We start from the raw sequence: 24,600 nt of genomic DNA on the forward strand, positions 1-24,600 counted from the left end.
TTCAGGCAATCAGATGCCACCGGCATAATATGAGAACCAATTTTTTCAATGGATTGAAAGTGTCTGGGTTAACCCTGACGATTCAGCCTTCACCAGCAAGGGCACCCGAGTCACGTTACAGCCTGCAACATAAGGAGCCGTCGCAGCGAAAACCAGTCACCCCTGCGCGATCAATCCTCGCGCCGGTAACACTTCGTATGATCCCGATCAATTCCTGTGACGGCAAAAACAGGCTTAATGCTGCGGGCTATAAATATACCTCTTTTGAGGTAGGTAATATTAGCGCCCTGCGGGGATGTTATTTCCATTGATAAGCTGCATCACGCCATAATAATTAGCCTGCGCACAGCATCGCAAAAAAAACACTTATTTTCATGGAGTTGAACGACTCCGGAAGCGGAACTTCATACTATTCAGGATGTATGATGCGATTGTCAGCGCTTATTCCTCACCGCCATCGATGGCAGGACATTAATATCGAACGTCATGGTGCCACTGCGCCAAATGGCAGACACTATCTTTCCACTTATATTTCCGCCCGCTGTTCGGGCTGCGGCGAAATGATTCATCGTGTCTATTATCGCGATATCAGCGATCGGCAGGCGCGCCGCTGGCTGGGCTAAAAAGCAGACAGATTGAGATTTATCGCCACGGCAGGTTACCTGTTGGTTAACAATTTGTTAGGCTGATAATTATTAGCTGCCTGAAATGAACCGCCGTATGCCTCTTCTGCTCAATAGCCTCAGTCATCAAATTTATCTGTCTGCACCGCTGTTTATCCTGATCCTGCTCGGTTACGGACTGACCCGGCTGGGTAAATGGCCCGCCAGCATCAGCGAAGGGATGAACCGCTTCGTGTTCAACGTCGCGCTGCCCTGCATGCTGTTTGGCGTGATGAGCCATTTCTACCAGAGTCCGCCGGTTGACGCGCGGCTGCTGCTGGCCTTCTTTGGCAGTTGCCTGCTGGTATTTATTATCGGCCGGATCGTGGCGAAACGACTGTTTAAGCTGGATGGCGTGGCAGGCTCGGTTTTCGCGCTGGGCGGCATCTTTTCGAATAACGTGATGCTGGGCATTCCGGTGGCTACCGTGCTGCTGGGGCCGGCTTCCCTGCCCTCAGTGGCGCTGGTGCTGGTATTTAACAGCCTGATCCTCTGGACGCTGCTGACGGTATCGGTGGAATGGGCGAAACAGGGCAGCTTTTCAATGCAGGGGCTGGGACGCACGGCGATCGGCGTGCTGAAAAATCCGCTGATTATCGGCATTCTCAGCGGCACCGCCTGGAGTTTTCTGCAGCGCCCGTTGCCGCTGCTGGCCGCTGAGCCGCTACGAATGCTGGGATCGATCGCTGCGCCGCTGTCACTGGTCACGCTGGGCATGAGTCTGGCCCATTACCGGGTGCGTGAAGGCCTGAAAGAGAGCTATACCCTCTGCCTGCTCAAGCTGGTGCTGCAACCGATGACGGTATGGGCGATCGCCTGGCTGACCGGCCTGCCGCCGCTGGAGAGTAAAGTAGTGGTGCTGTTGGGATCGATGGCGGTCGGGGTGAATGTCTACCTGATGTCACAGAAATTCAACGTGATAACCGGCCCGGCTGCCGCCAGCATGTTGTTTTCAACCCTGTTTGCTGCGGTGACAACGCCGTTGTGGATGATGCTGATGACGCTGGCGGGATACTAAAAAAAAGCCCCTCAACATCTGTCGAGGGGCTGTTGCGTGGCTATCGCAAAACTTATTCAGCCACTTTGGTGCGAATCAGGTAATCAAAGGCGCTCAGCGAGGCTTTTGCACCTTCGCCGCTGGCGATAATGATCTGTTTGTACGGCACCGTGGTGCAGTCACCGGCCGCGAAAACGCCTTTCAGGCTGGTTTCGCACTTGGCATCAATGATGATTTCACCCATTTTATTGCGCTCAACGGCGCCTTCCAGCCACGGGGTGTTAGGCAGCAGACCGATCTGCACGAAAATACCGGACAGCGGCAGTTCGTGAGTGGTCTGGCTGGTACGGTCGATATACTGCAGACCGGTCACCTTGCTACCGTCGCCTTTCACTTCGGTAGTCTGGGCATTCAGGATCACATCAACGTTTTTCAGGCTGCGCAGTTTATCCTGCAACACCTTGTCAGCACGCATCTCACCGGCAAATTCCAACAGCGTGACATGTTCAACGATGCCAGCCAGGTCAATCGCCGCTTCAACGCCGGAGTTACCGCCGCCGATCACTGCGGTACGCTTGCCTTTAAACAGCGGGCCGTCACAGTGCGGACAGTAGGTAACGCCTTTGGTGCGATACTCTTCTTCGCCTGGCACACCCATGTTACGCCAGCGTGCGCCGGTCGCCAGGATGATGCTGCGTGATTTCAGTACCGCGCCGGAGGCGGTTTCAACCGCGTGCAGGCCGCCCGCAGCCGCTGCCGGAATCAGTTTGATGGCGCTCTGGCTCTCAATCACATCGACATTGTAATCATCGACGTGTGCGCGCAGTGAACCGGCCAGTTTGGCCCCTTCGGTTTTCGGCACAGAAATGTAGTTTTCGATATCCACAGTGTCCAGCACCTGGCCGCCGAAACGTTCGCCCATCAGACCGGTACGAATGCCTTTACGGGCAGAATAGATTGCTGCTGCTGCGCCCGCCGGGCCGCTACCGATGATCAGAACGTCATAGGCGTCACGCTTGTTCAGCTCTTCAGCGGCACGTTTGTCGGCGTTGGTGTCCACTTTACTGACGATTTCTGCCAGGCTCATGCGGCCCTGACCAAACTCTTTACCGTTAAGGTAAACCGCCGGCACCCCCATCACGTTGCGTTCCTGAATTTCATTCTGGAACAGGCCACCGTCAATCGCAGTGTGGCTGATGCGTGGGTTCAGCACCGCCATCAGGTTCAGCGCCTGTACCACATCAGGGCAGTTGTGGCATGAGAGCGAATAATAGGTTTCGAAATGGAAATCGCCATCCAGCGCGGCAACCTGATCCAGCAGGCTCTGCGCTTCTTTCGATGGATGCCCACCGGTCTGCAACAGCGCCAGCACCAGTGAGGTAAATTCGTGACCCAGTGGCGAACCGGCAAAACGCGGGCCGTTGTTCGAACCTGGGTTAGTGATTAAAAACGACGGTTTACGGACCTGACGATCGTTCTCTTCGCGGAAGCTGACCTTATCAGACAAGCCTGCGATGTCGACCAACAGCTCACGGATCTCGGTTGATTTGGCACCCTCATCCAGAGTGGCAATCAACTCAACAGGTTTGGTTAATTTCTCAAGGTAAGCCTTGAGCTGAGTTTTCAAATTTGTGTCGAGCATAGTGATATCCTGGTCAAAAAATCGGGTGCCGTGGCACCCGATGAGAGAAAGATCGAAAGGCCGAAGCGGGATTAGATTTTGCCAACCAGGTCCAGAGATGGAGCCAGTGTTGCATCACCTTCTTTCCATTTCGCCGGGCACACTTCGCCTGGGTGAGAGGCGACGTACTGTGCCGCTTTCACTTTACGCAGCAGGTCAGAGGCGTCACGGCCAATGCCTTCCGCAGTGATTTCGATCGCCTGGATGATACCTTCCGGGTCAACGATGAAGGTACCACGGTCAGCCAGGCCTTCTGCTTCGCGCATGATTTCGAAGTTACGGGTCAGCGCGCCAGTCGGGTCGCCGATCATCGCGTACTGAATCTTCGCAATGGTGTCTGAAGAACCGTGCCAGGCTTTGTGGGTAAAGTGGGTGTCGGTTGAAACGGAGTAGATATCTACGCCCAGTTTCTGGAACTCTTCGTAATGATCGGCTACGTCACCCAGTTCGGTCGGGCAAACGAAGGTAAAGTCAGCCGGGTAGAAGAAGAACACACTCCATTTACCTTCAACGTCTTTCTCGGTTACGTCGATGAACTCGCCGTTTTTGAATGCTGCGTTTTTAAACGGCTTGATTTTGGTATTGATAATAGACATCTGATGGCCTCCGTTGAATTATGTGATGTACGTTACAGAATTTCCGGGCCAACATCTAATATGCAGTCGTTATCAATCAAATAAACGAAAGCTATCAAACGCGGAAAGCGTGATGCTCTCTGGCCCGCGAGGCAGTGTACAGCGAATGGCGCGACAATTAACCCGCTTTATCTTTTCCAAATCTTTTCCGCCAATCGCTGCTAGCTTTGTAAGACCGGAGATAAAGGGAGCTGACTTGTGGAGATTCGTCCGTTTACTGAAGCCGATCGACCTTTTTTGCGTACGCTGTTTCTGGCATCGCGTCGGCATAACTGGCACTGGCTGGATGGCAGCGACTGGCAGCTGGAAGACTTTGATAGCGTGATCCTCGGTGAAACCGTACTGGTGGCCGAGAGCGACGGTCAGCGGGTCGGCTTTGCCGGCCTGCTGGAGAATGACAATTTCCTGCATAGCCTCTATGTCGCGCCTGACTGGCAGGGCCGCGGTGCCGGCAGCGCGTTGCTGGAAGCGGTTCAGGCGCGCTTCACCTCGACCGGCGCGCTGAAGTGTCTGTCGATGAATAAAGCAGCGCAGGCGTTTTACCTGAAACATGGCTGGAAAATGATTTCACAGGGCGAAGGGGAACAGGGAGGCTATGTGCTGATGCACTACCCGCTGGCGTCTGAATACACCAGCGGGTCGGGCCGGGCTTAGAGCGCGCGGAACGCGATATCGCCAGGGATCACCTCGCCCTGCCAGTAAAGCTGGGCGGCGACCCGTCCGGCAAGCTGGCGGTAGAGCGCGGTAAATTCACTCTCCGGCCGGCGAATCACCGTCGGCTGGCCTTCATCCAGATCTTCTCGCAGGTTAATGTGCAGCGGCAACTGGGCCAGTAGCTGAGTCTGGTAATCAGCCACCAGTTTTTGTGCCCCACCGGTACCGAAGATCGGTTCGTGGAAGCCGCACTGGCTGCAGATGTGCAGGCTCATGTTCTCTACCACGCCCAGCACCGGCACGCTGACTTTCTCAAACATCACGATGCCTTTGCGGGCGTCGATCAGCGCGATGTCCTGCGGCGTGGTGACCACCAGCGCGCCGGTGACCGGGACATTCTGCGCCAGCGTCAGCTGGATATCGCCGGTCCCGGGCGGCATATCCAGCACCAGATAATCGAGCTCCGGCCACAGGGTTTCGTTGAGCAGCTGCATCAGCGCTTTGCTGGCCATCGGGCCGCGCCACACCATCGCGTTATCGTCCGTTACCAGATAGCCGATTGAGTTAGTGGCCAGCCCGTGCGCCATAATCGGTGCCATATGGGTCCCATCGGGCGAGGTGGGCCGCTCGTGTTCGGTGCCGAGCATATTCGGCACCGACGGACCATAAATATCGGCGTCGAGGATGCCGACGCGCGCGCCTTCAGCGGCCAGCGCCAGCGCCATATTGACAGCGGTGCTGGATTTGCCCACGCCGCCTTTGCCGGAGCTGACGGCAATAATATTTTTCACGCCGTTAACGCCCGGCTGATTTTTCACCCGCTTCAGGGTGGCGATATCGTGGCTTAAACGCCAGTCAATGGCGCGCGTGCCGGTCAGGCGCAGCAGCTCCGCGCTGGTTTCAGCTTTCAGTTCTTCAAAGGCGCTGGCCCAGGCAAACGGCATAATCAGTTCGATATGCAGTTTGCCGTCGAGCTGCGCCACATGATGTAACGCTTTCAGCGCGGTGAGATTCTGTTGAAGCGTCGGATGCTCAAAGCCTCTCAGCACGCCAACCACGATGGCGCGCAGGGCTTCAGGCGTATGCGGTTCCCGGGATTGTACTGTCATCCCCCACTCCTTTTTTCTGCTGTTCTTACGCTGTGCTTCAGCGATGTATTGTCAATGATATCAGATGGCCAGGGTTTCGCGGCGACTGGCGGTGGCGAATCCCTTGTGTTTACGCCAGCGGAGCCTTCGGTTACCATCTAAGCCCGTTTTTTCAATCAACAGAAAGCTACGCAAACTATGACTCAAGTCGCTAAAAAAATTCTGGTAACCTGCGCGCTGCCTTACGCGAACGGATCAATCCATCTCGGCCACATGCTCGAGCATATTCAGGCAGACATTTGGGTGCGTTACCAGCGAATGCGTGGCAATCAGGTTTACTTCATCTGCGCCGATGACGCGCACGGCACGCCGATCATGCTGAAAGCGCAGCAGCTTGGCATCGCGCCGGAGCAGATGATTGCTGAAATGAAACAGGAGCACGAGGCGGATTTTGCCGGTTTCAACGTCAGCTATGACAACTATCACTCAACGCACGGTGACGAGAACCGCCAGCTCTCGGCGCTGATTTACGGCCGCCTGAAAGAGAACGGTTTCATTAAGAACCGCACCATTTCTCAGCTCTACGATCCGGAAAAAGGGATGTTCCTGCCGGACCGTTTTGTTAAAGGCACCTGCCCGAAATGTAAATCTGCCGATCAGTATGGTGATAACTGTGAAGTCTGCGGTGCAACCTACAGCCCGACCGAACTGATTGATCCGAAGTCAGTGGTCTCCGGTGCGACGCCGGTGCTGCGCGACTCTGAACACTTCTTCTTTGATCTGCCATCGTTCAGCGCCATGCTGCAGGCCTGGACCCGTTCCGGTGCATTACAGGATCAGGTCGCCAATAAGATGCAGGAGTGGTTCGAATCGGGTCTGCAACAGTGGGATATTTCGCGTGATGCGCCCTATTTCGGTTTCGAGATCCCGGATGCGCCAGGCAAATATTTCTACGTCTGGCTGGATGCGCCAATCGGCTACATGGGCTCGTTTAAGAACCTGTGTGACAAGCGTGGCGACATCGACTTTGATGAGTTCTGGCGTAAAGACTCCACCACCGAGCTCTATCACTTTATCGGCAAAGATATCGTCTACTTCCACAGCCTGTTCTGGCCGGCAATGCTGGAAGGCAGCGACTTCCGCAAGCCGAATAACCTGTTTGTGCACGGTTATGTGACAGTGAACGGGGCCAAGATGTCGAAATCGCGCGGCACCTTTATTAAAGCCAGCACCTGGCTGCAGCATCTGGATGCCGACAGCCTGCGTTACTACTACGCAGCCAAGCTCTCGTCCCGCATCGACGACATCGACCTGAATCTGGAAGATTTCGTTCAGCGCGTGAATGCTGACATCGTGAATAAAGTGGTTAACCTGGCCTCACGTAACGCTGGCTTCATTACCAAACGCTTTGACGGCAAGCTGGCGGCTGAACTGGCCGATCCGGCGCTCTATCAGACCTTTGTGGATGCGTCAGAGAAGATTGGCGAAGCCTGGGCGAGCCGCGAGTACAGCCGCGCCATCCGTGAAATCATGGCGCTGGCCGATCTGGCAAACCGCTACGTGGATGAGCAGGCACCGTGGGTGGTGGCGAAGCAGGAAGGCCGTGACGCCGATCTGCAGGCGATCTGCTCGATGGGGATTAACCTGTTCCGCGTGCTGATGACCTGGCTGAAGCCGGTGCTGCCGTCGCTGAGTGCGCGGGCAGAAGGCTTCCTTAACTGCGAACTGAGCTGGGATGCGATCCCGCAGCCGCTGCTGGATCACCAGGTTGCGCCGTTTAAAGCGCTCTACAGCCGCATTGAAATGGCGAAGGTTGAGGGGCTGATTGAGGCGTCGAAAGAAGATGCCGCCGCGGCCAGCGCGCCGGCAGTCAGCGGTCCGCTGGCGGATGCGCCAGTAGGTGACACCATCACCATCGACGATTTTGCCAAAGTCGATATGCGGGTGGCGCTGATTGAGCAGGCCGAGCTGGTTGAGGGCTCGGACAAGCTGCTGCGTCTGCAGCTCGACCTGGGTGGCGAGAAGCGTCAGATCTTCTCTGGCATCCGCGCGGCCTATCCCGATCCGTCGGTGCTGGTCGGCAAGATGACCATCATCGTGGCTAACCTGGCTCCGCGTAAAATGCGCTTTGGCATCTCCGAAGGGATGGTGCTGTCAGCCGGTCCTGGCGGTAAAGATCTGTTTGTGCTGTCGGTAGACAGCGGTGCGGTACCGGGTATGCCGGTTAAGTAACCGCCCGCCATGATCTTTCCTTACTGCTGGCAACAGCAGTAGGGGAAGATCGTTTCTTCCCCCTCTTTTTCCTCACTCCTCATTCCTCTTCTGTGTGGGTTTATCTTCTGCTCTGCACCACTGATCGTCTGCCTGGTGCCTGTTATGTGATCGCTAGCACGCTAAGCGGTTAATGCGTATGATGAAGCTCAGTGAAAACAGGAGCCTGTCATGCTCACCGTGCTGTCTGTCTGCGGGCGCTACCTACGTGCCTTTATTATCATTTATCTCTGCTTATACAGTGGCAACGGCATTGCCTCGCTGCTGCCCATCACCATTCCTGGCAGTATTCTTGGAATGCTGATCCTGTTCGCCCTGCTGGCATCTCAAATCCTGCCGGTCAGCTGGGTAAAACCGGGCTGTCATCTGATCATTCGTTACATGGCGCTGCTGTTTGTGCCGATCAGCGTCGGCGTGATGAGCCACACCGATATTCTCAGCGCCCAGTTTGGTCCGATCGTCATCTCCTGCATCGTCAGTACCTTTGTGGTGCTGGCTGTGGTCGGCGTAAGCGCTCACCAGCTCCATAGCCGCCGCCCGGTGAGGGAGTCAGAGGATGAGTGATATCTGGTGGTCGCTGCCGCTGACGCTGGCGGCTTTCTTTCTGGCGCGCAAGCTGGCGCTAACCCTGAAAATCTCGCTGCTCAATCCGCTGCTGGTGGCGATGGCGATTATCATCCCGATCCTGCTGCTGTTGCAGCTGCCCTACTCGCGCTATTTTGCCGGCAGTCAGATTCTCAATCAGCTGCTGCAACCGGCGGTGGTGGCGCTGGCGCTGCCGCTGTATGAGCAGATGCATCAGATTCGCGCCCGCTGGAAGTCGATCATTGGCGTCTGTTTTATCGGCAGCCTGACGGCGATGGTGTCGGGCACCGCCATCGCCTTGTGGCTGGGTGCTACGCCGGAAATTGCCGCCACGATCATTCCCAAGTCGGTGACCACGCCGATTGCGATGGCGGTGGCCGGTTCGCTGCACGGCATTCCGGCGATCAGCGCGATCTGCGTGCTGATCGCCGGCGTGCTGGGCGCGGTATTCGGTCATATGCTGCTGAATCTGCTTGGCGTCAAATCTAAAGCGGCGCGCGGCCTGGCGATCGGCAACGCTTCTCATGCCCTTGGCACCGCCCGCGCCGCAGAACTCGATTATCAGGAAGGGGCATTCAGCTCACTGGCGCTGGTGATCTGCGGCATTATCACCTCACTGCTAGCCCCGATTATTTTTCCGGTTCTGCTGCACTGGTTTGGCTAAAACTTTGCGAGAGATCTCGCAAAGTTGAAACATGCAACACAGGTTGCATTGTCAGAGCGATGTGGATCACATATAAACCGATGACTGGCATATCGCCCTGCTGAATTTAATGAGGCTCTCATGCATTCACGTTTCCTCTCCGCCTTCGAGGCGTTGCCGTCAACTCTGCAAACGGCGCTGGCTCCGCTGCTGGACGCGCCTGACTTTCAGGCCGTGCTGAGCGCCGACCAGGTCGCGTCGCTGCAGCAACAGACTCAGATGGACGCCGATGCGCTGGCGCTGGCGCTGCTGCCACTGGCAGCGGCCTGTGCCGTAGCGACGGTGTCACACTTTAACGTTGGTGCTATCGCCCGTGGCGTCAGCGGTACCTGGTACTTCGGTGCCAACATGGAGTTTACCGGCACGCCGCTGCAACAGACGGTACACGCTGAGCAGAGTGCCATCACCCACGCCTGGCTGCGCGGTGAACGCCGGCTGGAGACCATCACGGTCAACTACACGCCGTGCGGCCACTGCCGTCAGTTTATGAATGAACTCAACAGCGGCACAGAGATTCGTATTTCGCTGCCGCAGCGCGCCATCAGCACCCTGGCGGATTACCTGCCTGATGCCTTTGGCCCGCGCGACCTCGACATCACCACGCTGCTGATGGACGCGGTCGATCACGGCTATCGTGCTGACGGCGATCCGCTGGTACAGGCTGCCGTTGCGGCGGCCAATGCCAGTCACGCGCCCTACAGCCAGTCACACAGCGGCGTGGCGCTGGAAACCGAATCCGGCACCATTGTGACCGGTCGCTATGCTGAGAACGCGGCGTTTAACCCCAGCTTTCCGCCGTTACAGGCCGCGCTGGTGCTGCTGAATATGCAGGGTGGACACAGCAGCCAGATAAAAAGAGCGGTGCTGGCAGAAGTCGAAAATGCCACGCTGAGCCAGTTTGCCGCCACGCAGGCCACATTACAGACCTTTGGTTGCAGTGAGCTGCTGGCTGTCAGATTGCACAAAGCATAACCGGCTGTCAGAAAGGCCACAGTTTTGTGACCTTTTATGAACAAATGCTGTACTTCTGTGGGAAATTTCATAGGATCTGGCGCCAGAATTCACGTCATGACAAATTACTCTGAATAATTCGGGTTGCAGGATAGCAGCAGGTACGTGAATGATTCGCAGCGGAAACTCGGCCGCTGCACTGCTCCTGCAGCCTGAGCTATAACGGGTAAGTAAACTGGCGCTACCTTTCCGGCGTGACGCCAGACAACACTGCAACCGGAGCATCACTGCATGGAACTCGACTACGAAAGTAAACGTCCGCTCTACATCCCTTACGCTGGCCCGATTTTGCTGGAATTTCCCCTGCTCAACAAAGGCAGTGCCTTTAGCATCGAAGAACGCAACGAATTTAATCTCAATGGCCTGCTGCCGGAAGCGGTAGAGTCAATTGAAGAGCAGGCGCAGCGTGCCTGGCGTCAGTTCCAGGATTTCAAAAACAATAACGATAAGCACGTCTATCTGCGTAACATCCAGGACACCAACGAAACGCTGTTCTATCGCCTGCTGGATAACCATCTCGAAGAGATGATGCCGATTATCTATACCCCTACCGTCGGCGCTGCCTGTGAACACTTCTCTGAAATTTATCGCCGCGCACGCGGGGTCTTCATCTCTTACCCGAACCGCGACCGTATCGAAGATATGCTGCAGAACGCCACTAAACAGAACGTGAAAGTGATTGTGGTTACTGACGGTGAGCGCATTCTGGGTCTGGGTGACCAGGGCATCGGCGGTATGGGCATCCCGATCGGTAAACTGTCGCTTTACACCGCCTGTGGCGGTATCAGCCCGGCCTATACCCTGCCGGTGGTGCTGGATGTCGGTACCAATAACCAGCAGTTGCTGAACGATCCGCTCTACATGGGCTGGCGTCACCCGCGTATTACCGGCGAAGAGTACGATGCTTTCGTTAACGAATTTATTCAGGCGGTAAAACGCCGCTGGCCGAAAGTGCTGTTGCAGTTCGAAGATTTCGCCCAGAAGAACGCCATGCCGTTACTTAACCGCTATCGTGATGAAGTCTGCTGCTTTAACGACGACATTCAGGGCACCGCCGCGGTCACCGTCGGGACACTGATCGCCGCCAGCCGCGCCGCCGGTAGCCGCCTGTGCGAACAGAAAGTGGTGTTCCTGGGCGCCGGTTCTGCCGGTTGTGGCATCGCGGAACAGATTATTGCGCAGATGAAATCGGAAGGTCTGAGCGATGAAGAAGCGCGCAGCCGGGTCATGATGGTGGATCGCTTTGGTCTGCTGACCGACAAGCTGCCTAACCTGCTCGATTTCCAGAGCAAGCTGGTGCAGAAAAGTGAAAACATTCAGCACTGGGATGTCACCAGCGACGCGATTTCGCTGCTCGACGTGGTGCGTAACGCCCGGCCGGATATTCTGATTGGGGTATCGGGTCAGCCAGGGCTGTTCACCGAAGAGATCATCCGCGAGATGCACAAGCACTGCAAACGCCCGATCGTCATGCCGCTCTCTAACCCGACCTCACGCGTTGAAGCGACGCCAGCCGACATCATCGCCTGGACCGACGGCGCGGCACTGGTCGCCACCGGCAGCCCGTTCTCGCCGGTCAGCTGGAACGGAAAAATCTACCCGATTGCCCAGTGCAACAACTCCTATATCTTCCCCGGTATTGGTCTGGGCGTTATCGCCTCAGGTGCCAGTCGCGTGACGGATACCATGCTGATGACTGCCAGCCGTGCCCTGGCTGACTGCTCCCCGCTGGTTAACGATGGCGAAGGTCCGGTTCTGCCTGAAATCAAAGATATCCAGGGCGTGTCGAAAATCATCGCTATGGAAGTCGGTAAAGCGGCACAGCTGGCAGGTGTGGCTGTCGTCACCTCTGAAGATGTGCTGTCGCAGGCAATTGCCAACAACTTCTGGCTGCCGCAATACCGTCATTATCGTCGTACCTCGATCTAATCGTGCGCTGCCGGACCCATTCTGGTCCGGCAATGCTCAAAAAGAGACCAGCCAACCGGCACTAACTTGCTTCGCTGCGGCGGCTCAAGTAGCCTTGTGCCATCTCACCATTCTGATATCGAGTCTCCAGGCGCATGCTGAAACGCGTTTTCATTGGACTGCTTTTCATCATCCTGCTGATGGTGGCGACGGCGCTTGGCCTTGATCGCTGGATCAGCTGGAAAACTGCGCCCTTTATCTACGAGAATGTCGCCTCTTTGCCACATCGTCAGGTCGGTGTGGTACTGGGTACGGCTAAATATTATCGCACCGGCGTCATCAATCAGTATTACCTCTATCGTATGCAGGGCGCGCTGAATGCCTACAACAGCGGCAAAGTAAACTACCTGCTGCTGAGCGGTGATAATGCGCTGCAAAGCTATAACGAGCCGATGACGATGCGCCGCGATCTCATCAAAGCCGGTGTCGATCCGGCGGATATCGTGCTGGACTATGCCGGTTTCCGTACCCTGGATTCGATTGTCCGCACCCGTAAAGTATTCGATACCAACGACTTCATTATCATCACTCAACGCTTCCACTGTGAACGTGCGCTGTTTATCGCGCTGCAGCTTGGCATTCAGGCGCAGTGTTATGCCGTGCCCTCGCCGAAAAACATGCTGAGCGTGCGTTTCCGTGAGGTCGGTGCGCGATTGGGTGCGCTGGCTGACCTGTTCCTGCTGAAGCGGGAGCCCCGCTTCCTCGGGCCGCTGGTGCCCATTCCGGCGGTGCGCGAGGTCCCCGAAGATGCGCAAAGTTACCCGGCGGTAACGCCGGAACAGTTGCTGGAACTGGAACAGAAGCTGCGTAAATAGCTCACGCACAGCGGCTTCTTTATGCTGCGCTGACTGTGACGCCCATGCTGTGGTCTGATAGTACGTGCAGGGCTCCGGGAGCCTGCCCTTGCGCAAAGACGCAAATCCGCCTTCTGTGGCGGGCTCAGCATGGGCGATGCCGCAGCTTATCCCTGAGATGCGCCCGTAGCCGGGCCAACGTTTGCGTTGTTAAAAACGCTCCCGGCTTTTTTGTCCCTGGCCCGCGATGCTTTGCTACCGGCATATGACCCTTCGCTTTAACTTTTGTCGCCGTCTAAAAGTGAAGACCAGTCTGCTGTGATATTTAAGCTCACACCTCTCATGCTATTACAGCGAATTCAGCACGACTCCCCCTTAGGGTCTCTACAGATTGCTGAGAAGTTGGAGCAGGGTGAATCTGATAAGCAATGACTAAGCTCAACGCGCAGGGAACACGGTCAGAAGAGGAAAGCGTCCCGCGCCAGGGATGGCGCGGGCCGAGCATGTCATGGATGACGGCTTTTGCGACTTTCCGATCTGACCGTGTTCCCTTCGCATACTCCGTCTCACAGCAACGACACCAGCACTCTTCCCTATAAAAAGCGTTCTGCGGAGAAATGACACGGGCCGGGCGTGTCATGGACTGGCCTTAGCGTTTTTCCAGTCTGGCAGTGTTCCCTAACCAGCCCTAATCTCACAGCAACAACGCCAGCACTTTTCCCATAAAAAAAGCGACCCGAAGGTCGCTCTGCTTTTCTGACGTCATCGCCAGCGCATTATTTTTTGCGCGAGTATTTCAGCGAATCCAGCGCCACGGCGAAAATGATGATGCCGCCTTTGATAATGTACTGCCAGTAAGGGTTAACACCGATATAGGTCAGGCCGTAGTTGATAACGGTGAAGATCAGTACACCGGTCACCACGCCCGCCACGCTACCGACACCGCCGGCGAAGGAGACGCCGCCGACCACACAGGCCGCAATCGCATCCAGCTCATACATAAAGCCGAGGTTGTTGGTTGCCGAGCCGATACGGCCCGCTTCCAGCATCCCGCCGAAGGCGTAGAACACACCGGACAGCGCATAGATCATGATCAGGTTCAGGTTGACGTTAACGCCTGAGACTTTCGCCGCTTCCGGGTTACCACCGATAGCAAAAATGTTTTTACCGAAGCGGGTTTTGTTCCACAGCACCCAGACAAACACAATCGCAATCACCGCGTAGAAGGTAATGAACGAGAGCTTGAAATCACCAAAGCGTAAGAAGCCCTGGGTAAATTTCGAGAACCCAGCATCAAAACCGGCAATCGGTGACGCACCGACAAAATCGTAATAGAGCGAGTTAATGCCATAAACGATGATCATGGTGCCGAGCGTGGTAATAAACGGGGTGACCTTGAGGTAGGCAATGATCACACCGTTGACCAGACCAATCACGCCGCCAATGATGCAGACGGTCAGGATTACCAGCGGAATCGGCACGGTATCCAGCGACGGGAACACCTTGTTAGCGTTGTCCATCGCCTGCAACAAGGTTGCTGCGACGACCGCAGCCAGACCGACCTGACGACCCGCGGAAAGGTCAGTACCCTGGGTAACGATCAGCCCCGCCACACCCAGTGCAATAATAATGCGCACCGAAGATTGGGTCAGAATGTTACTCAGGTTCATTAAACTTAAAAATGTCGGGTCCTGGAAAATAATAATAGCCAGCAGTACCAGCAGCACGACATAAATGCCGCCCTCTTTTAACCAGGTTAGCGCATTCTTTTTTGTAGTCGCTTTCATGTTAACAGCCCTTGCTTCATTAAAGGTGTAATGACGCTAAACGCAATATTTCGTTCTGCGTGGTGGTTTTGGTATCAACAATGCCTGCTACCAGACCATTACTCATCACCAGAATACGGTCGGTAATGCCTAACAGCTCTGGCATTTCGGAAGAGATAATAATGATGCCCTTTTCTCTTTTCGCCAGCTCAGCAATCAGCTGGTAAATTTCGAATTTTGCCCCGACATCAATACCGCGCGTCGGTTCATCAAGCATCAGGATTTCAGGCTGGGTCAATAACCAGCGACCAATAATGACTTTTTGCTGGTTACCACCCGAAAGCGAACCAATCTGCGTATGGTGACCTGGCGTTTTCACCCGCATTGAATCGATCACCCATTGGGTATCACTCTTCATGCGTTTATTATCCAGCAGCCCCATACTGTTTTTATATTTTTTAATATTGGAAATAAGCGAGTTAAAACCAATATCCAGAAAAGCATAGATCCCGGTCGAACGTCGTTCTTCCGTTACCAGCGCGAAACCGTGGTTAATAGCTTCGTTGGCGCTGTGATTATTAATCGTTTTACCGTGCAGTTTAATGGTGCCGCCCGATTTTTCGCGAATGCCAAACAGCGTTTCGACGATATCGGTACGTTTAGCGCCCACCAGTCCGGCAATGCCGAGAATCTCCCCTTTACGCAGATCAAACGAGATGTCGCGAATCGATGGCTGACGCAATGACGTCAGGTTACGCACCTCAAGAATGGTTTCACCCGGCACGTTGGTCCGGTCCGGAAAGCGCTGGTTCAGTGAACGGCCAACCATCATTGAGATGATCTTATCCATGTCCAGCCCGTCAAGCGGCTGGGTGGTGATCCACTGTCCATCACGCAGAATGGTGATTTCATCACACAGCTGGAAAATTTCTTCCATCTTGTGCGAAATATAAACAATGCCGCAGCCGCGATCTTTCAGCTTACGAATAATGGTGAACAGATGATTGACCTCTTTCTCGGTTAACGAGGAGGTGGGCTCATCCATAATCACAATTTTCGCGTCATAAGAGAACGCTTTGGCAATTTCAATCATCTGCATTTGCGACACGGAAAGATGCGCTACTTTGTCGCGTGGATCGATATCAATATCCAGCTCGTCAAAGATCGCCTTGGTGTCGTTATACATTTTGTCCTGATCGACAAAGAAGCCTTTACGGGGATAACGCCCCAGCCACATGTTGTCCATCACGGTACGCTGTAATACCAGGTTTAATTCCTGATGCACCATCGACACGCCATTTTCCAGCGCCTCTTTGGAGCTCTTATAATCGATCTCTTTACCCTGAAACAAAATGCTACCGGTATCTTTCTTATAAATACCAAACAGGCATTTTAATAAGGTAGATTTTCCGGCGCCGTTCTCGCCCATTAATGCATGAACAGAGTGAGGCCGCACTTTTAAATTGACATTATCTAATGCTTTAACGCCGGGAAATGATTTACTGACATCGGTCATTTCCAGCAGATATTCTCGCTGCGCGGTCGTATTATCACTGGCCATAATTTACCTGGCTAAAAAACGGTGGTGACATAAAAAAGGCGCGACAGCGGTCGCGCCCGCAATCGATCTTATTTCACGAACTGTGACAGATTTTCTTTATCAACCGGAACGTAAGGAACGCGGACGATCTTATCAACCATCTTGAAGTTAGTTCCGTCGGTGGCGGTTTTGCCATTTGCCAGGTTGTTGGCAATATCCAGCGTCGCTTTCGCCTGGTTTTCCGCATCGTTCAGCACGGTACCGGCCAGCGCGCCCGATTTCACCAGCGCCAGTGCTTCTGGCAGTGCATCGACGCCGAACACCGGAATCGAGGTCATGTTGTGCGCTTTCAGCGCTTCAACCGCACCCATCGCCATGGCATCGTTGTTAGCGATAACGACTTCGATTTTTTTGGCGTTCGGGCCTGACAGCCAGGCATCCATCTTGTCTTTCGCCTGAGCGGTGTCCCACATCGCCGTATCCATCGCTAGCTGCTGGGTTTTCAGGCCATCTTTGTTCAGGGTATCGATCACATATTTGGTACGTGCTTCAGCATCAGGATGACCTGGCTCGCCTTTCAGCAGCACGAACTGAATCTGACCATCTTTGTTCAGATCCCATGCTGGGGTCGCTTTCCAGTGCTTCTCAATCAGCTGGCCCTGGATGATGCCGGACTCTTTAGAGTCGGTACCGACATAATAGGCTTTGTCATAACCGGCCAGCACTTTGGCATTAGGTTCTTTGTTGAAGAACACCACCGGCACTTCATTCGCGCGCGCTTTATCGACCACTACCGCGGCAGCCGCCGGGTCAACCAGGTTAATCGCCAGCGCTTTCACGCCTTTCGCCATCAGCACGTCGATCTGATCGTTCTGTTTAGACTGGTCGTTCTGCGAGTCATTCATCAGCAGCTGAACGCCACCGATGGTTTTCGCTTCTTTCTCGATGTCTTTGCGCACCATCGACATGAAGTTGTCATCATATTTGTAAATGGTCACGCCGATACGGGTGTCAGCTGCGTGAGCGGTTGCACCAAACATCATGCTGGCAACCAGTGCTGTGAGCGTGAAAACCTTCTTATTCATGGTATCTCCGGTTTTTTATGCAGGGTCTTTTTAGCTCTGCCGCGCCACAGAGGCGGGAGAACAATCGGTAAAACTGATCGGCGATGCGGAGTAGACACAACGTTACGCTAAGCCGCTGGACCGCCGTCCAAAATCTGACTTCCCTGTACGCAAACGCTTCCGTGAATATGAATATGTTGTGAACCATTTCATCCAGTGACTGAAGCGGTGCCTGATGCGGTTACGCGGGCGTTACATAATGTTTCAGTCCGGTGAGACGCTGCCATCATAGTGAGGGCAATGTTAATTAACTGTGAATGTAATCACAGATTGAAAACGGTTACATGGCTGAATCGCTTGAATTAGTGACGGACTCCACATTTTGCCGCTGCGCCACCGAATGACGGCGTACCAGCGTCGGCATAAAGATGTGAGTTGCGGTGTCATCCAGCAGCCCTGCCGCGCCCTGTAACGCCAGCTCTGTGGCCAGTTTAGCCATAGAAACAATGGGATATCGTACGGTTGTCAGTTGCGGATCGGTGTAACGCGAAATCGGGATGTCATCAAAGCCAATGACAGAAAAATGCTGTGGTACCTGAATACCGTTGTCTTTTAATGCCGTGAGCGCGCCCGCTGCCATGCCGTCGTTATAGGCAAACACCGCACTCAGATTGAGGTTGCGCCCCAGCAGTTCCACCATTGCCGCTTCCCCGCCCTGCATATCGGGCTCAGCGCTGGCGATCCAGCTCTCCTGCGGCCGGATGCCCTGCTCCGCCATCGCCTGCAGCCAGCCTTCGCGGCGCTGGGCGACATCCTCAATCGGATGACTGGAACAGAGGTAGCCAATGCGGCTATGCCCTTGTTGTAACAGCGTTCGTGACGCCATCAGCGCGCCGGTGACGTTATCCAGGCTGACGCTGCGGTGCTCAAAACCGGGCACGATGCGGTTAATCACCACCATGCCGGGTACATGTTGCATAAATTCAGCCAGCTCCTGGTCTGAAAGCGTTTTCGCATGGACCACCAGCGCACTGCAGCGTTGCCGAATCAGCACCTCAATCGCGTGGCGCTCTTTCTCTTCCTGATGCCAGGAGTTGCTGATTAATACATGCTTGTGTACGCGCTGTGCCACGGTATCGACCGCTTTGACCAGTGCGCCAAAGAAGGGATCGGAAACATCCATCACCACCACGCCGATGGTGTCGCTGACCTGAGTAGCCAGCGCCTGCGCGTTGGCGTTAGGGCGATATCCCAGCGCGTCAACCGCCTGTAACACGGCGTCACGGGTATCAGACGTGACAGCGCTACTATTGTTGAGTACGCGCGAGACGGTCGCTACCGACACGCCAGCCTGACGGGCAACATCACGAATCGTTATCATGCAGCAGTTCCACAGAGGAAGAATAAGGCATCACGCCGGGTTGAACACCGGCGCTATTTTGTCAGGGGCGGGAGGCAGGCAGCGTGAATTGCGTCACATCAATGAAAACGGTTACATACAATTCTGCAACCTTTGTGATGGCGGTCATTATCTGGCGTTGTCAGTGACGGCAGGTTTACCGGCGGCCAGCAGCGTCAGACGCCGCCATAGCCACTCCAGCGGCCCCTGCGCAAAGTAATGTAACCAGATGAGTGAAAACAGAAGATTGATCAGCCACACCGCGGGCACCATCATCACCAGTTGCAGACGGGTGAAATGCATGAACAGTCCGAAACGATAGAACAGCGTGGTGCAGATCAGGGTTTGCAGCAGGTAATTGGTTAGCGCCATCCGGCCAACGCACTGAATCGCATAGCTAATACGCCAGCGGCTAATTCGTGACCAGTAGCCGAGGCAGAGTGCAGCATAGCCGAGGCTGATCAGCGGACTCGCTAAATCACGCGGGGTTTGCAGATAAAAGCCGGTCCAGCGAAATTCCCAATGTAACAGCCACTGCGCTGCCACGCCGGCCACCGCAATCGACAGCCCCATCGTCAGCAGCAGCGCAGCCGCCTGACGATAATGCTGTGGTGAAAATTCGCCGGTCAGCCAGCCACTGCGCAGCAGCGCCCCGCCAATCATCATCAGGCCCGCCAGCTGCCAGCCATACTGTGCCGCCAGCGCCATTAAACCCGAGGCGAGGTGATCGAGCCGGTTTTGCACCGCATCCCAGCCGCCGGTCAGTTTCCAGTATTGCTCATATTGCAGATCGGCCGCGCCCGGCAGCCATGAACGGGTCGCCTGATGGTCGGAAATCGACCCGAATACCAGCAATACGCCACAGCCCAGCAGATAGAGCAGAATGCCGGTGTTCATCAGGCTGCGGGTCGAGGGAACATCGCGCAAAACCCGCCATATCACCAGACCGATAATGCCGTAATCCAGCAGAATATCGCCTTCCCACAGAAACACGCCGTGCAGAAAACCGAATAAGACCAGCAGCGTCAGGCGAGCGGTCAGCCAGCGGCTGCCGCGCGGCAGCTGCATTTGCAGACCCGCGCCAAACAGCAGCGCAAACAGGGTGAGGAACTTGAGCTGAGCCAGTGCGTCAGAGACCGCCCATGTCCAGGCGTCAGAGAGCGTGACGCTGCCCTGCCAGGCAGGATTGAGATAGGCGGCGGACGGCAGTCCGAAGCCGACAATATTAAGCAGCAGGATGCCGAGAATGGCACATCCACGTATGAAATCCAGCGCGTGATAGCGTTGCATGCGGCACCCTGCATTGACGACGCGGGCGCCAGAGTGCGCCCGCCGTTGACTCAACTATGGCGTACCGCGCGCAGAAATTCCTGGCGGGTGTTCTGACTGGACTTAAAAAGTCCGCCGAGTGAGGTGGTGGTTGTAGCGCTGGTGGCATCTTTCACGCCACGCGCTTTCACACAGTAGTGCACCGCATCAATCGACACCGCGACATTGTTGGTACCCAGCAGCGTTTGCAGCGCCACCAGTACCTGCTGCGTCAGGCGCTCCTGCACCTGCGGGCGCTGCGCGAAGAACTGCACGATGCGGTTAATCTTCGACAGACCAATCACCGTATCTTTCGGGATATAGGCGACGGTCGCTTTGCCATCGATAATCACAAAGTGGTGTTCACAGGTGCTGGTCAGGGTGATATCACGCACGGTGACCATCTCATCAACCTTCATTTTGTTCTCAATGACGGTGATTTTAGGGAAGTTGGCGTAGTCGAGACCGGAGAACACCTCATCAACATACATTTTGGCAATGCGGTGCGGGGTTTCAATCAGGCTGTCATCTTCCAGATCGAGATTCAGCAGCTGCATAATTTCGGTCATATGGCCTGCAATCAGGCTCTTACGCGTTTCGTCATCGAGATCGCGCGTCGGTGCACGTAACGGCGTTTCCAGGCCACGCGCTAACAGCGCTTCATGAACCAGGGCAGCTTCCTGACTTAAGGTGCTCATCGTACTCTTCTCCGGCTGGTGTTGCGCCCGCCGGTGAATGCCTGCGGGCCCTGTTACTGAGCGCGTATTGTGAAACTTTCTTTGCGGGGAATCCAGCAATCAATCAGATTGGTGATCAACGCGGGTCAGGCAGCGCGTCGCCAGACCAGCAGACCCGCCCATACCAGACTCGCGCCCGCCACCCACAACGCCGGTTCCAGCCGGTGCAGCAGCGCGGTTGACAGAAACGACAGCAGCGGGCCAATCAGTTGCCCGACCGCATAACCGGTGGTGAGTAATCCGGCCATGTAGCGCAGATGCTGCGGTGCCAGTTCACGCGCATAGAGCAGGGACAGCTGCACCACGCTGAGGAAGCCGCCACCCACCAGCAGCGCCCCAATCAGCAAGCCGCTGAAGCCCGGCAACAGCGCTGCCGCCAGCACGCCCAGCGCCTGCGCCCACAGCACCAGCGCCAGCCGGGCATGGCTGCTGCCCCAGCGCCGGGTCATAATGCCGATCACAATGCCGACCATCGCCGCCCCGCCAAAGATTGGCCAGACGAACTGCGCGAACGCCCCGTCAGGAAAGCGTGCCGCCGCCATCTGCGACAAAAAAGTGGCAGGCAAAATGTAACCAAAGCCCGCCAGGCTGTAGCTCAGTACCAGCCGCTTCAGATCGCGGTTCAGCACCAGCGGTTCAGGTGCCTGATCCGGACGATGCAGTTCGCCCCAACGCGGCAGGTTACGGCTAATCAGCGCAATCAGCAGCAGCGCCAGCGCGCCGTAAGCGGCCCATGCCAGCGATGCAGATACCTGAAAGCTGTGCAGCACGACCGCCAGCAGACCGCTGACAAAGATACCGCAGCCCGGACCGGCAAACACCGCCGCCGATAACCCTGCCCTGCCATGCCGATGCAGCTGTTCATTGCTCCACGCGGCCACCAGCACCATCGCCCAGCCACTGGCCCAGCCAATCAGGAAACGAATCGCCCCGTGCAGCCAGGGACCGCTAACGCAGGCCGAAAGCAGCGTCAGGATCACCGCGCCCCAGACACCAGCCAGCAACCGCAGCTCTACCCGACGGTGCGCGCGCATCGCATCAAAAGAGCCACACAGATAACCGAGATAGTTTAATGCCGCCACCAGGCTGGCACTGGTCAGCGTCAGCTGGTGCTCCTGAATCATCAGCGGTACCTGCGGCGTAAAGGCAAAGCGCCCAATCCCCATTGCCACAAATAAGGTTAAAAATGCGCTAAGCGCGACGCGTACCGCCATGGCTGAACTCCTGTTGTGCTGGTTTGGTGCTGACCTGAGATCTTTTCCGACTTGCTTACAGCATGCAGGATGTTTAAACTCACGGAAAGTGAATAATATTAACCAAGTTGTTTACGGGAAGAGAAGATATGGATTTAGTTCAGCTACGTATGTTCTGTTCCGTCGCCGAAAGCGGTTCGCTGGCGCGCGCGGCAGAACAGCTGCATCGCGTGCCCTCTAATCTGACCACACGGCTGCGCCAGCTGGAAGAAGAGTTAGGCGTTGATCTGTTTATTCGTGAGAAGCAGCGCATTCGCCTGTCGCCAATGGGCCATAATTTCCTGAATTATGCGCAGCGTATCCTGGCGCTGAGCGAAGAAGCGATGAGCATGACCCGCACCGGCGAACCGGCCGGTAATTTTGCCTTAGGATCGATGGAGAGTACCGCGGCGACCCGACTGCCTGGCCTGCTGGCCGCCTATCACCAGCGTTTTCCCAAAGTGGCGCTGTCGCTGATCACCGGCACCTCGGGCGAAATCATCGATCGGGTGCGTGAAGGCACCTTAGCCGCCGCGCTGGTCGATGGCCCGGTTTCTCATGACGATCTCAACGGCTGTATCGCCTTTCGCGAGGAGATGGTGCTGATCACCGGGCTGGATCACGCGCCGATCAGCAGCGCGCGTGACGTCCAGGGGGATACGCTGTTTGCCTTTCGCAATAGCTGCTCCTACCGGGTGAAGCTGGAAAGCTGGTATCGCGACAGCCAGACCGCGCCTGACAACGTGATGGAGATTCAGTCCTATCACGCCATGCTGGCCTGTGTGGCAGGCGGCGCGGGCGTGGCGATGATCCCGGCCTCGGTGCTGAAGCAGATGGCCGATCGTTCACGGGTTCAGGCGCACAGCCTGCCGCCAGGCTATCGTGATACGGCCACCTGGCTGATGTGGCGACGCGATGCGTTTACCCCGAATGTCGAAGCGCTGAAGTACCTGATTATCGAACAATTTGACGATCGCCCGCTCAACGATGAGCTGATCCACCCATTACAGACGGCGGAATAAGCGTTCCGCGCTATGTTTAAGAGCCTGGCGGGCCAGGCGTAATTGTTGCAGGCAGTCTGAACGCGGACAGCGCGGAACAACCAGGCGTACACGGAGTACGTGAGGATTGTGAGCACTGCCCAGGTTCAGACTGGCAAATAAAATAGCCTGGCGGGCCAGGCGTAATTGTTGCAGGCAGTCTGAACGCGGACAGCGCGGAACAACCGGAGCGTACACGGAGTACGTGAGGATTGTGAGCACTGCCCAGGTTGAGACTGGCAAATAAAATAGCCTGGCGGGCCAGGCTCTGAATCATCACGACCAACCAGACGCCACTGCGCGTCACAATCTGACTGGAAGAGGGATTGCATGAATATGATCAAAACCCGTGCCGCTGTTGCCTGGGCTGCTGGCGAACCGCTGAAAATTGAAGAAGTCGATTTAATGCCGCCGCAGAAAGGTGAAGTGCTGGTTCGCATCGTGGCGACCGGCGTTTGCCATACCGATGCCTATACCCTGTCCGGCACCGATCCTGAGGGCGTTTTCCCGGCGATCCTCGGCCATGAAGGCGGTGGCATCGTTGAAGCGGTCGGCGAAGGCGTCACCAGCGTCGAAGTCGGCGACCATGTGATTCCGCTCTACACCCCGGAGTGTGGTCAATGTAAATATTGCCTGTCCGGCAAAACCAACCTCTGCCAGGCGATTCGTACCACCCAGGGCAAAGGCCTGATGCCAGACGGTACCACCCGTTTCTTCAAAGACGGTAAGCCGATTTTCCACTATATGGGCACCTCGACCTTCTCTGAATATACGGTTATCCCGGAGATCTCGCTGGCGAAAATCAGCAAAGAAGCCCCGCTGGAAGAAGTCTGCCTGCTGGGCTGCGGCGTCACCACCGGCATGGGCGCGGTGATGAACACCGCCAAAGTGAAGGAAGGCGACACCGTGGCGATCTTCGGTCTCGGCGGTATTGGTTTGTCCGCGGTGATCGGTGCCAAAATGGCGAAAGCCGGTCGCATCATCGCCATCGACATCAACACCAGTAAGTTCGATCTGGCACGTAAACTGGGTGCCACCGACCTGATTAACCCGAAAGATTACGATAAGCCGATTCAGGAAGTGATCGTTGAACTGACCGATGGCGGCGTCGATTACTCCTTTGAATGTATCGGTAACGTCAACGTGATGCGCTCGGCGCTGGAGTGTTGCCATAAGGGTTGGGGCGAGTCAGTGATTATCGGCGTAGCCGGTGCGGGCGAAGAGATCTCAACCCGTCCTTTCCAGCTGGTAACCGGTCGCGTCTGGCGCGGTTCGGCATTTGGCGGCGTGAAAGGCCGTTCCCAGCTGCCAGGCATCGTGCAGGATTATCTCGACGGCAAGTTTGCGCTGAATGATTTCATCACCCACACCATGCCGCTGGAAGAGATTAATGACGCCTTTGATTTGATGCACGAAGGGAAATCGATCCGCTCGGTGGTGCATTTTAACAAGTAATCAGGAGGCG

At 55.7% G+C, this 24,600-nt stretch carries 21 protein-coding genes; 11 read left to right on the forward strand and 10 right to left on the reverse strand.

Features of this window, described 5'->3' with window-relative positions:
• Nucleotides 1–425: 425 nt before the first annotated feature.
• Together WFK59_RS08835 and WFK59_RS08840 are read left to right on the forward strand one after the other, a co-directional pair.
• Entirely contained in the window at nucleotides 426–623 is a 198-nt protein-coding gene (locus WFK59_RS08835; protein WP_233988147.1) for a hypothetical protein, read from the forward strand.
• A 97-nt stretch (nucleotides 624–720) separates the two neighbouring features.
• The gene (locus WFK59_RS08840; protein ID WP_336755617.1) at nucleotides 721–1,680 is read left to right on the forward strand and encodes an AEC family transporter; all 960 of its coding nucleotides are present in this window, start codon (nucleotides 721–723) and stop codon (nucleotides 1,678–1,680) included.
• 52 nt (nucleotides 1,681–1,732) lie between these two features.
• Here the strand turns inward: WFK59_RS08840 and ahpF are convergent, their stop codons facing one another.
• Nucleotides 1,733–3,301 (reverse strand): alkyl hydroperoxide reductase subunit F, encoded by a 1,569-nt coding sequence (gene ahpF, locus WFK59_RS08845; protein ID WP_233987606.1) that lies wholly within the window; start codon nucleotides 3,299–3,301, stop codon nucleotides 1,733–1,735.
• Nucleotides 3,302–3,372: 71 nt separating this feature from the next.
• On the reverse strand, nucleotides 3,373–3,936 hold the full coding sequence (gene ahpC, locus WFK59_RS08850) for an alkyl hydroperoxide reductase subunit C (protein WP_010617942.1): 564 nt from the start codon (nucleotides 3,934–3,936) through the stop codon (nucleotides 3,373–3,375).
• 237 nt (nucleotides 3,937–4,173) lie between these two features.
• On the opposite strand from ahpC, the gene WFK59_RS08855 reads away from it, so the two are divergent.
• Entirely contained in the window at nucleotides 4,174–4,629 is a 456-nt protein-coding gene (locus tag WFK59_RS08855; protein ID WP_233987605.1) for a GNAT family N-acetyltransferase, read from the forward strand.
• Here the strand turns inward: WFK59_RS08855 and apbC are convergent.
• Nucleotides 4,626–5,738 (reverse strand): iron-sulfur cluster carrier protein ApbC, encoded by a 1,113-nt coding sequence (gene apbC / locus WFK59_RS08860; protein ID WP_336755618.1) that lies wholly within the window; start codon nucleotides 5,736–5,738, stop codon nucleotides 4,626–4,628. The two genes, WFK59_RS08855 and apbC, sit on opposite strands and share 4 nt — an antisense overlap.
• A 177-nt stretch (nucleotides 5,739–5,915) precedes the next feature.
• Between apbC and metG the strand changes: the two genes are divergently transcribed.
• The 6 genes from metG to sanA all read left to right on the forward strand — a co-directional run bounded on the left by metG (nucleotide 5,916) and on the right by sanA (nucleotide 13,070).
• Nucleotides 5,916–7,949 carry a methionine--tRNA ligase gene (gene metG / locus WFK59_RS08865; protein WP_233987603.1) on the forward strand — a complete coding sequence of 678 codons (2,034 nt, stop codon included), beginning with the start codon at nucleotides 5,916–5,918 and terminating at the stop codon, nucleotides 7,947–7,949.
• A 210-nt stretch (nucleotides 7,950–8,159) separates the two neighbouring features.
• A complete protein-coding gene (locus WFK59_RS08870; protein WP_233987602.1) occupies nucleotides 8,160–8,552 on the forward strand; it encodes a CidA/LrgA family protein in 393 nt (130 codons plus the stop codon).
• Complete coding sequence (locus tag WFK59_RS08875) at nucleotides 8,545–9,237, forward strand: CidB/LrgB family autolysis modulator (RefSeq protein WP_233987601.1); 693 nt, start codon at nucleotides 8,545–8,547, stop codon at nucleotides 9,235–9,237. The genes WFK59_RS08870 and WFK59_RS08875 overlap by 8 nt, the downstream gene beginning before the upstream one ends.
• A gap of 120 nt (nucleotides 9,238–9,357) precedes the next feature.
• On the forward strand, nucleotides 9,358–10,248 hold the full coding sequence (gene cdd, locus WFK59_RS08880; RefSeq protein WP_336755619.1) for a cytidine deaminase: 891 nt from the start codon (nucleotides 9,358–9,360) through the stop codon (nucleotides 10,246–10,248).
• 270 nt (nucleotides 10,249–10,518) lie between these two features.
• Entirely contained in the window at nucleotides 10,519–12,216 is a 1,698-nt protein-coding gene (locus tag WFK59_RS08885) for an NAD-dependent malic enzyme (RefSeq protein WP_233987599.1), read from the forward strand.
• A 134-nt stretch (nucleotides 12,217–12,350) separates the two neighbouring features.
• Entirely contained in the window at nucleotides 12,351–13,070 is a 720-nt protein-coding gene (gene sanA / locus WFK59_RS08890) for an outer membrane permeability protein SanA (RefSeq protein ID WP_233987598.1), read from the forward strand.
• Nucleotides 13,071–13,825: 755 nt separating this feature from the next.
• On the opposite strand, the gene mglC is transcribed toward sanA, so the two are convergent.
• From mglC to WFK59_RS08925, 7 genes are all read right to left on the reverse strand, one after another.
• A complete protein-coding gene (mglC, locus tag WFK59_RS08895) occupies nucleotides 13,826–14,836 on the reverse strand; it encodes a galactose/methyl galactoside ABC transporter permease MglC (RefSeq protein ID WP_233987597.1) in 1,011 nt (336 codons plus the stop codon).
• Between the two features lie 19 nt (nucleotides 14,837–14,855).
• On the reverse strand, nucleotides 14,856–16,376 hold the full coding sequence (gene mglA / locus WFK59_RS08900; RefSeq protein ID WP_233987596.1) for a galactose/methyl galactoside ABC transporter ATP-binding protein MglA: 1,521 nt from the start codon (nucleotides 16,374–16,376) through the stop codon (nucleotides 14,856–14,858).
• A 68-nt stretch (nucleotides 16,377–16,444) separates the two neighbouring features.
• Nucleotides 16,445–17,440, reverse strand: a complete 996-nt coding sequence (gene mglB / locus WFK59_RS08905; protein ID WP_336755620.1) for a galactose/glucose ABC transporter substrate-binding protein MglB — start codon at nucleotides 17,438–17,440, stop codon at nucleotides 16,445–16,447.
• 319 nt (nucleotides 17,441–17,759) lie between these two features.
• Nucleotides 17,760–18,800, reverse strand: coding sequence for an HTH-type transcriptional regulator GalS (galS, locus tag WFK59_RS08910; protein WP_233987594.1), 1,041 nt, complete (start codon nucleotides 18,798–18,800; stop codon nucleotides 17,760–17,762).
• A 147-nt stretch (nucleotides 18,801–18,947) separates the two neighbouring features.
• Nucleotides 18,948–20,108: a DUF418 domain-containing protein YeiB gene (gene yeiB, locus WFK59_RS08915; RefSeq protein WP_233987593.1), complete on the reverse strand. Its 1,161-nt coding sequence runs from the start codon at nucleotides 20,106–20,108 to the stop codon at nucleotides 18,948–18,950.
• Nucleotides 20,109–20,158: 50 nt separating this feature from the next.
• Nucleotides 20,159–20,824, reverse strand: coding sequence for a GTP cyclohydrolase I FolE (folE, locus tag WFK59_RS08920; protein WP_233987592.1), 666 nt, complete (start codon nucleotides 20,822–20,824; stop codon nucleotides 20,159–20,161).
• A 125-nt stretch (nucleotides 20,825–20,949) separates the two neighbouring features.
• The gene (locus WFK59_RS08925; RefSeq protein ID WP_336755621.1) at nucleotides 20,950–22,077 is read right to left on the reverse strand and encodes a YbfB/YjiJ family MFS transporter; all 1,128 of its coding nucleotides are present in this window, start codon (nucleotides 22,075–22,077) and stop codon (nucleotides 20,950–20,952) included.
• Between the two features lie 128 nt (nucleotides 22,078–22,205).
• On the opposite strand from WFK59_RS08925, the gene ptrR reads away from it, so the two are divergent.
• On the forward strand, nucleotides 22,206–23,117 hold the full coding sequence (gene ptrR, locus WFK59_RS08930) for a putrescine utilization regulator PtrR (protein WP_233987590.1): 912 nt from the start codon (nucleotides 22,206–22,208) through the stop codon (nucleotides 23,115–23,117).
• A 348-nt stretch (nucleotides 23,118–23,465) separates the two neighbouring features.
• On the forward strand, nucleotides 23,466–24,590 hold the full coding sequence (locus tag WFK59_RS08935) for an S-(hydroxymethyl)glutathione dehydrogenase/class III alcohol dehydrogenase (RefSeq protein ID WP_233987589.1): 1,125 nt from the start codon (nucleotides 23,466–23,468) through the stop codon (nucleotides 24,588–24,590).
• Nucleotides 24,591–24,600 lie beyond the last annotated feature (10 nt).

Origin of the sequence: Pantoea sp. USHLN298, from assembly GCF_037149395.1 — a bacterium.
GTDB classification, from domain to species: domain Bacteria; phylum Pseudomonadota; class Gammaproteobacteria; order Enterobacterales; family Enterobacteriaceae; genus Pantoea; species Pantoea astica.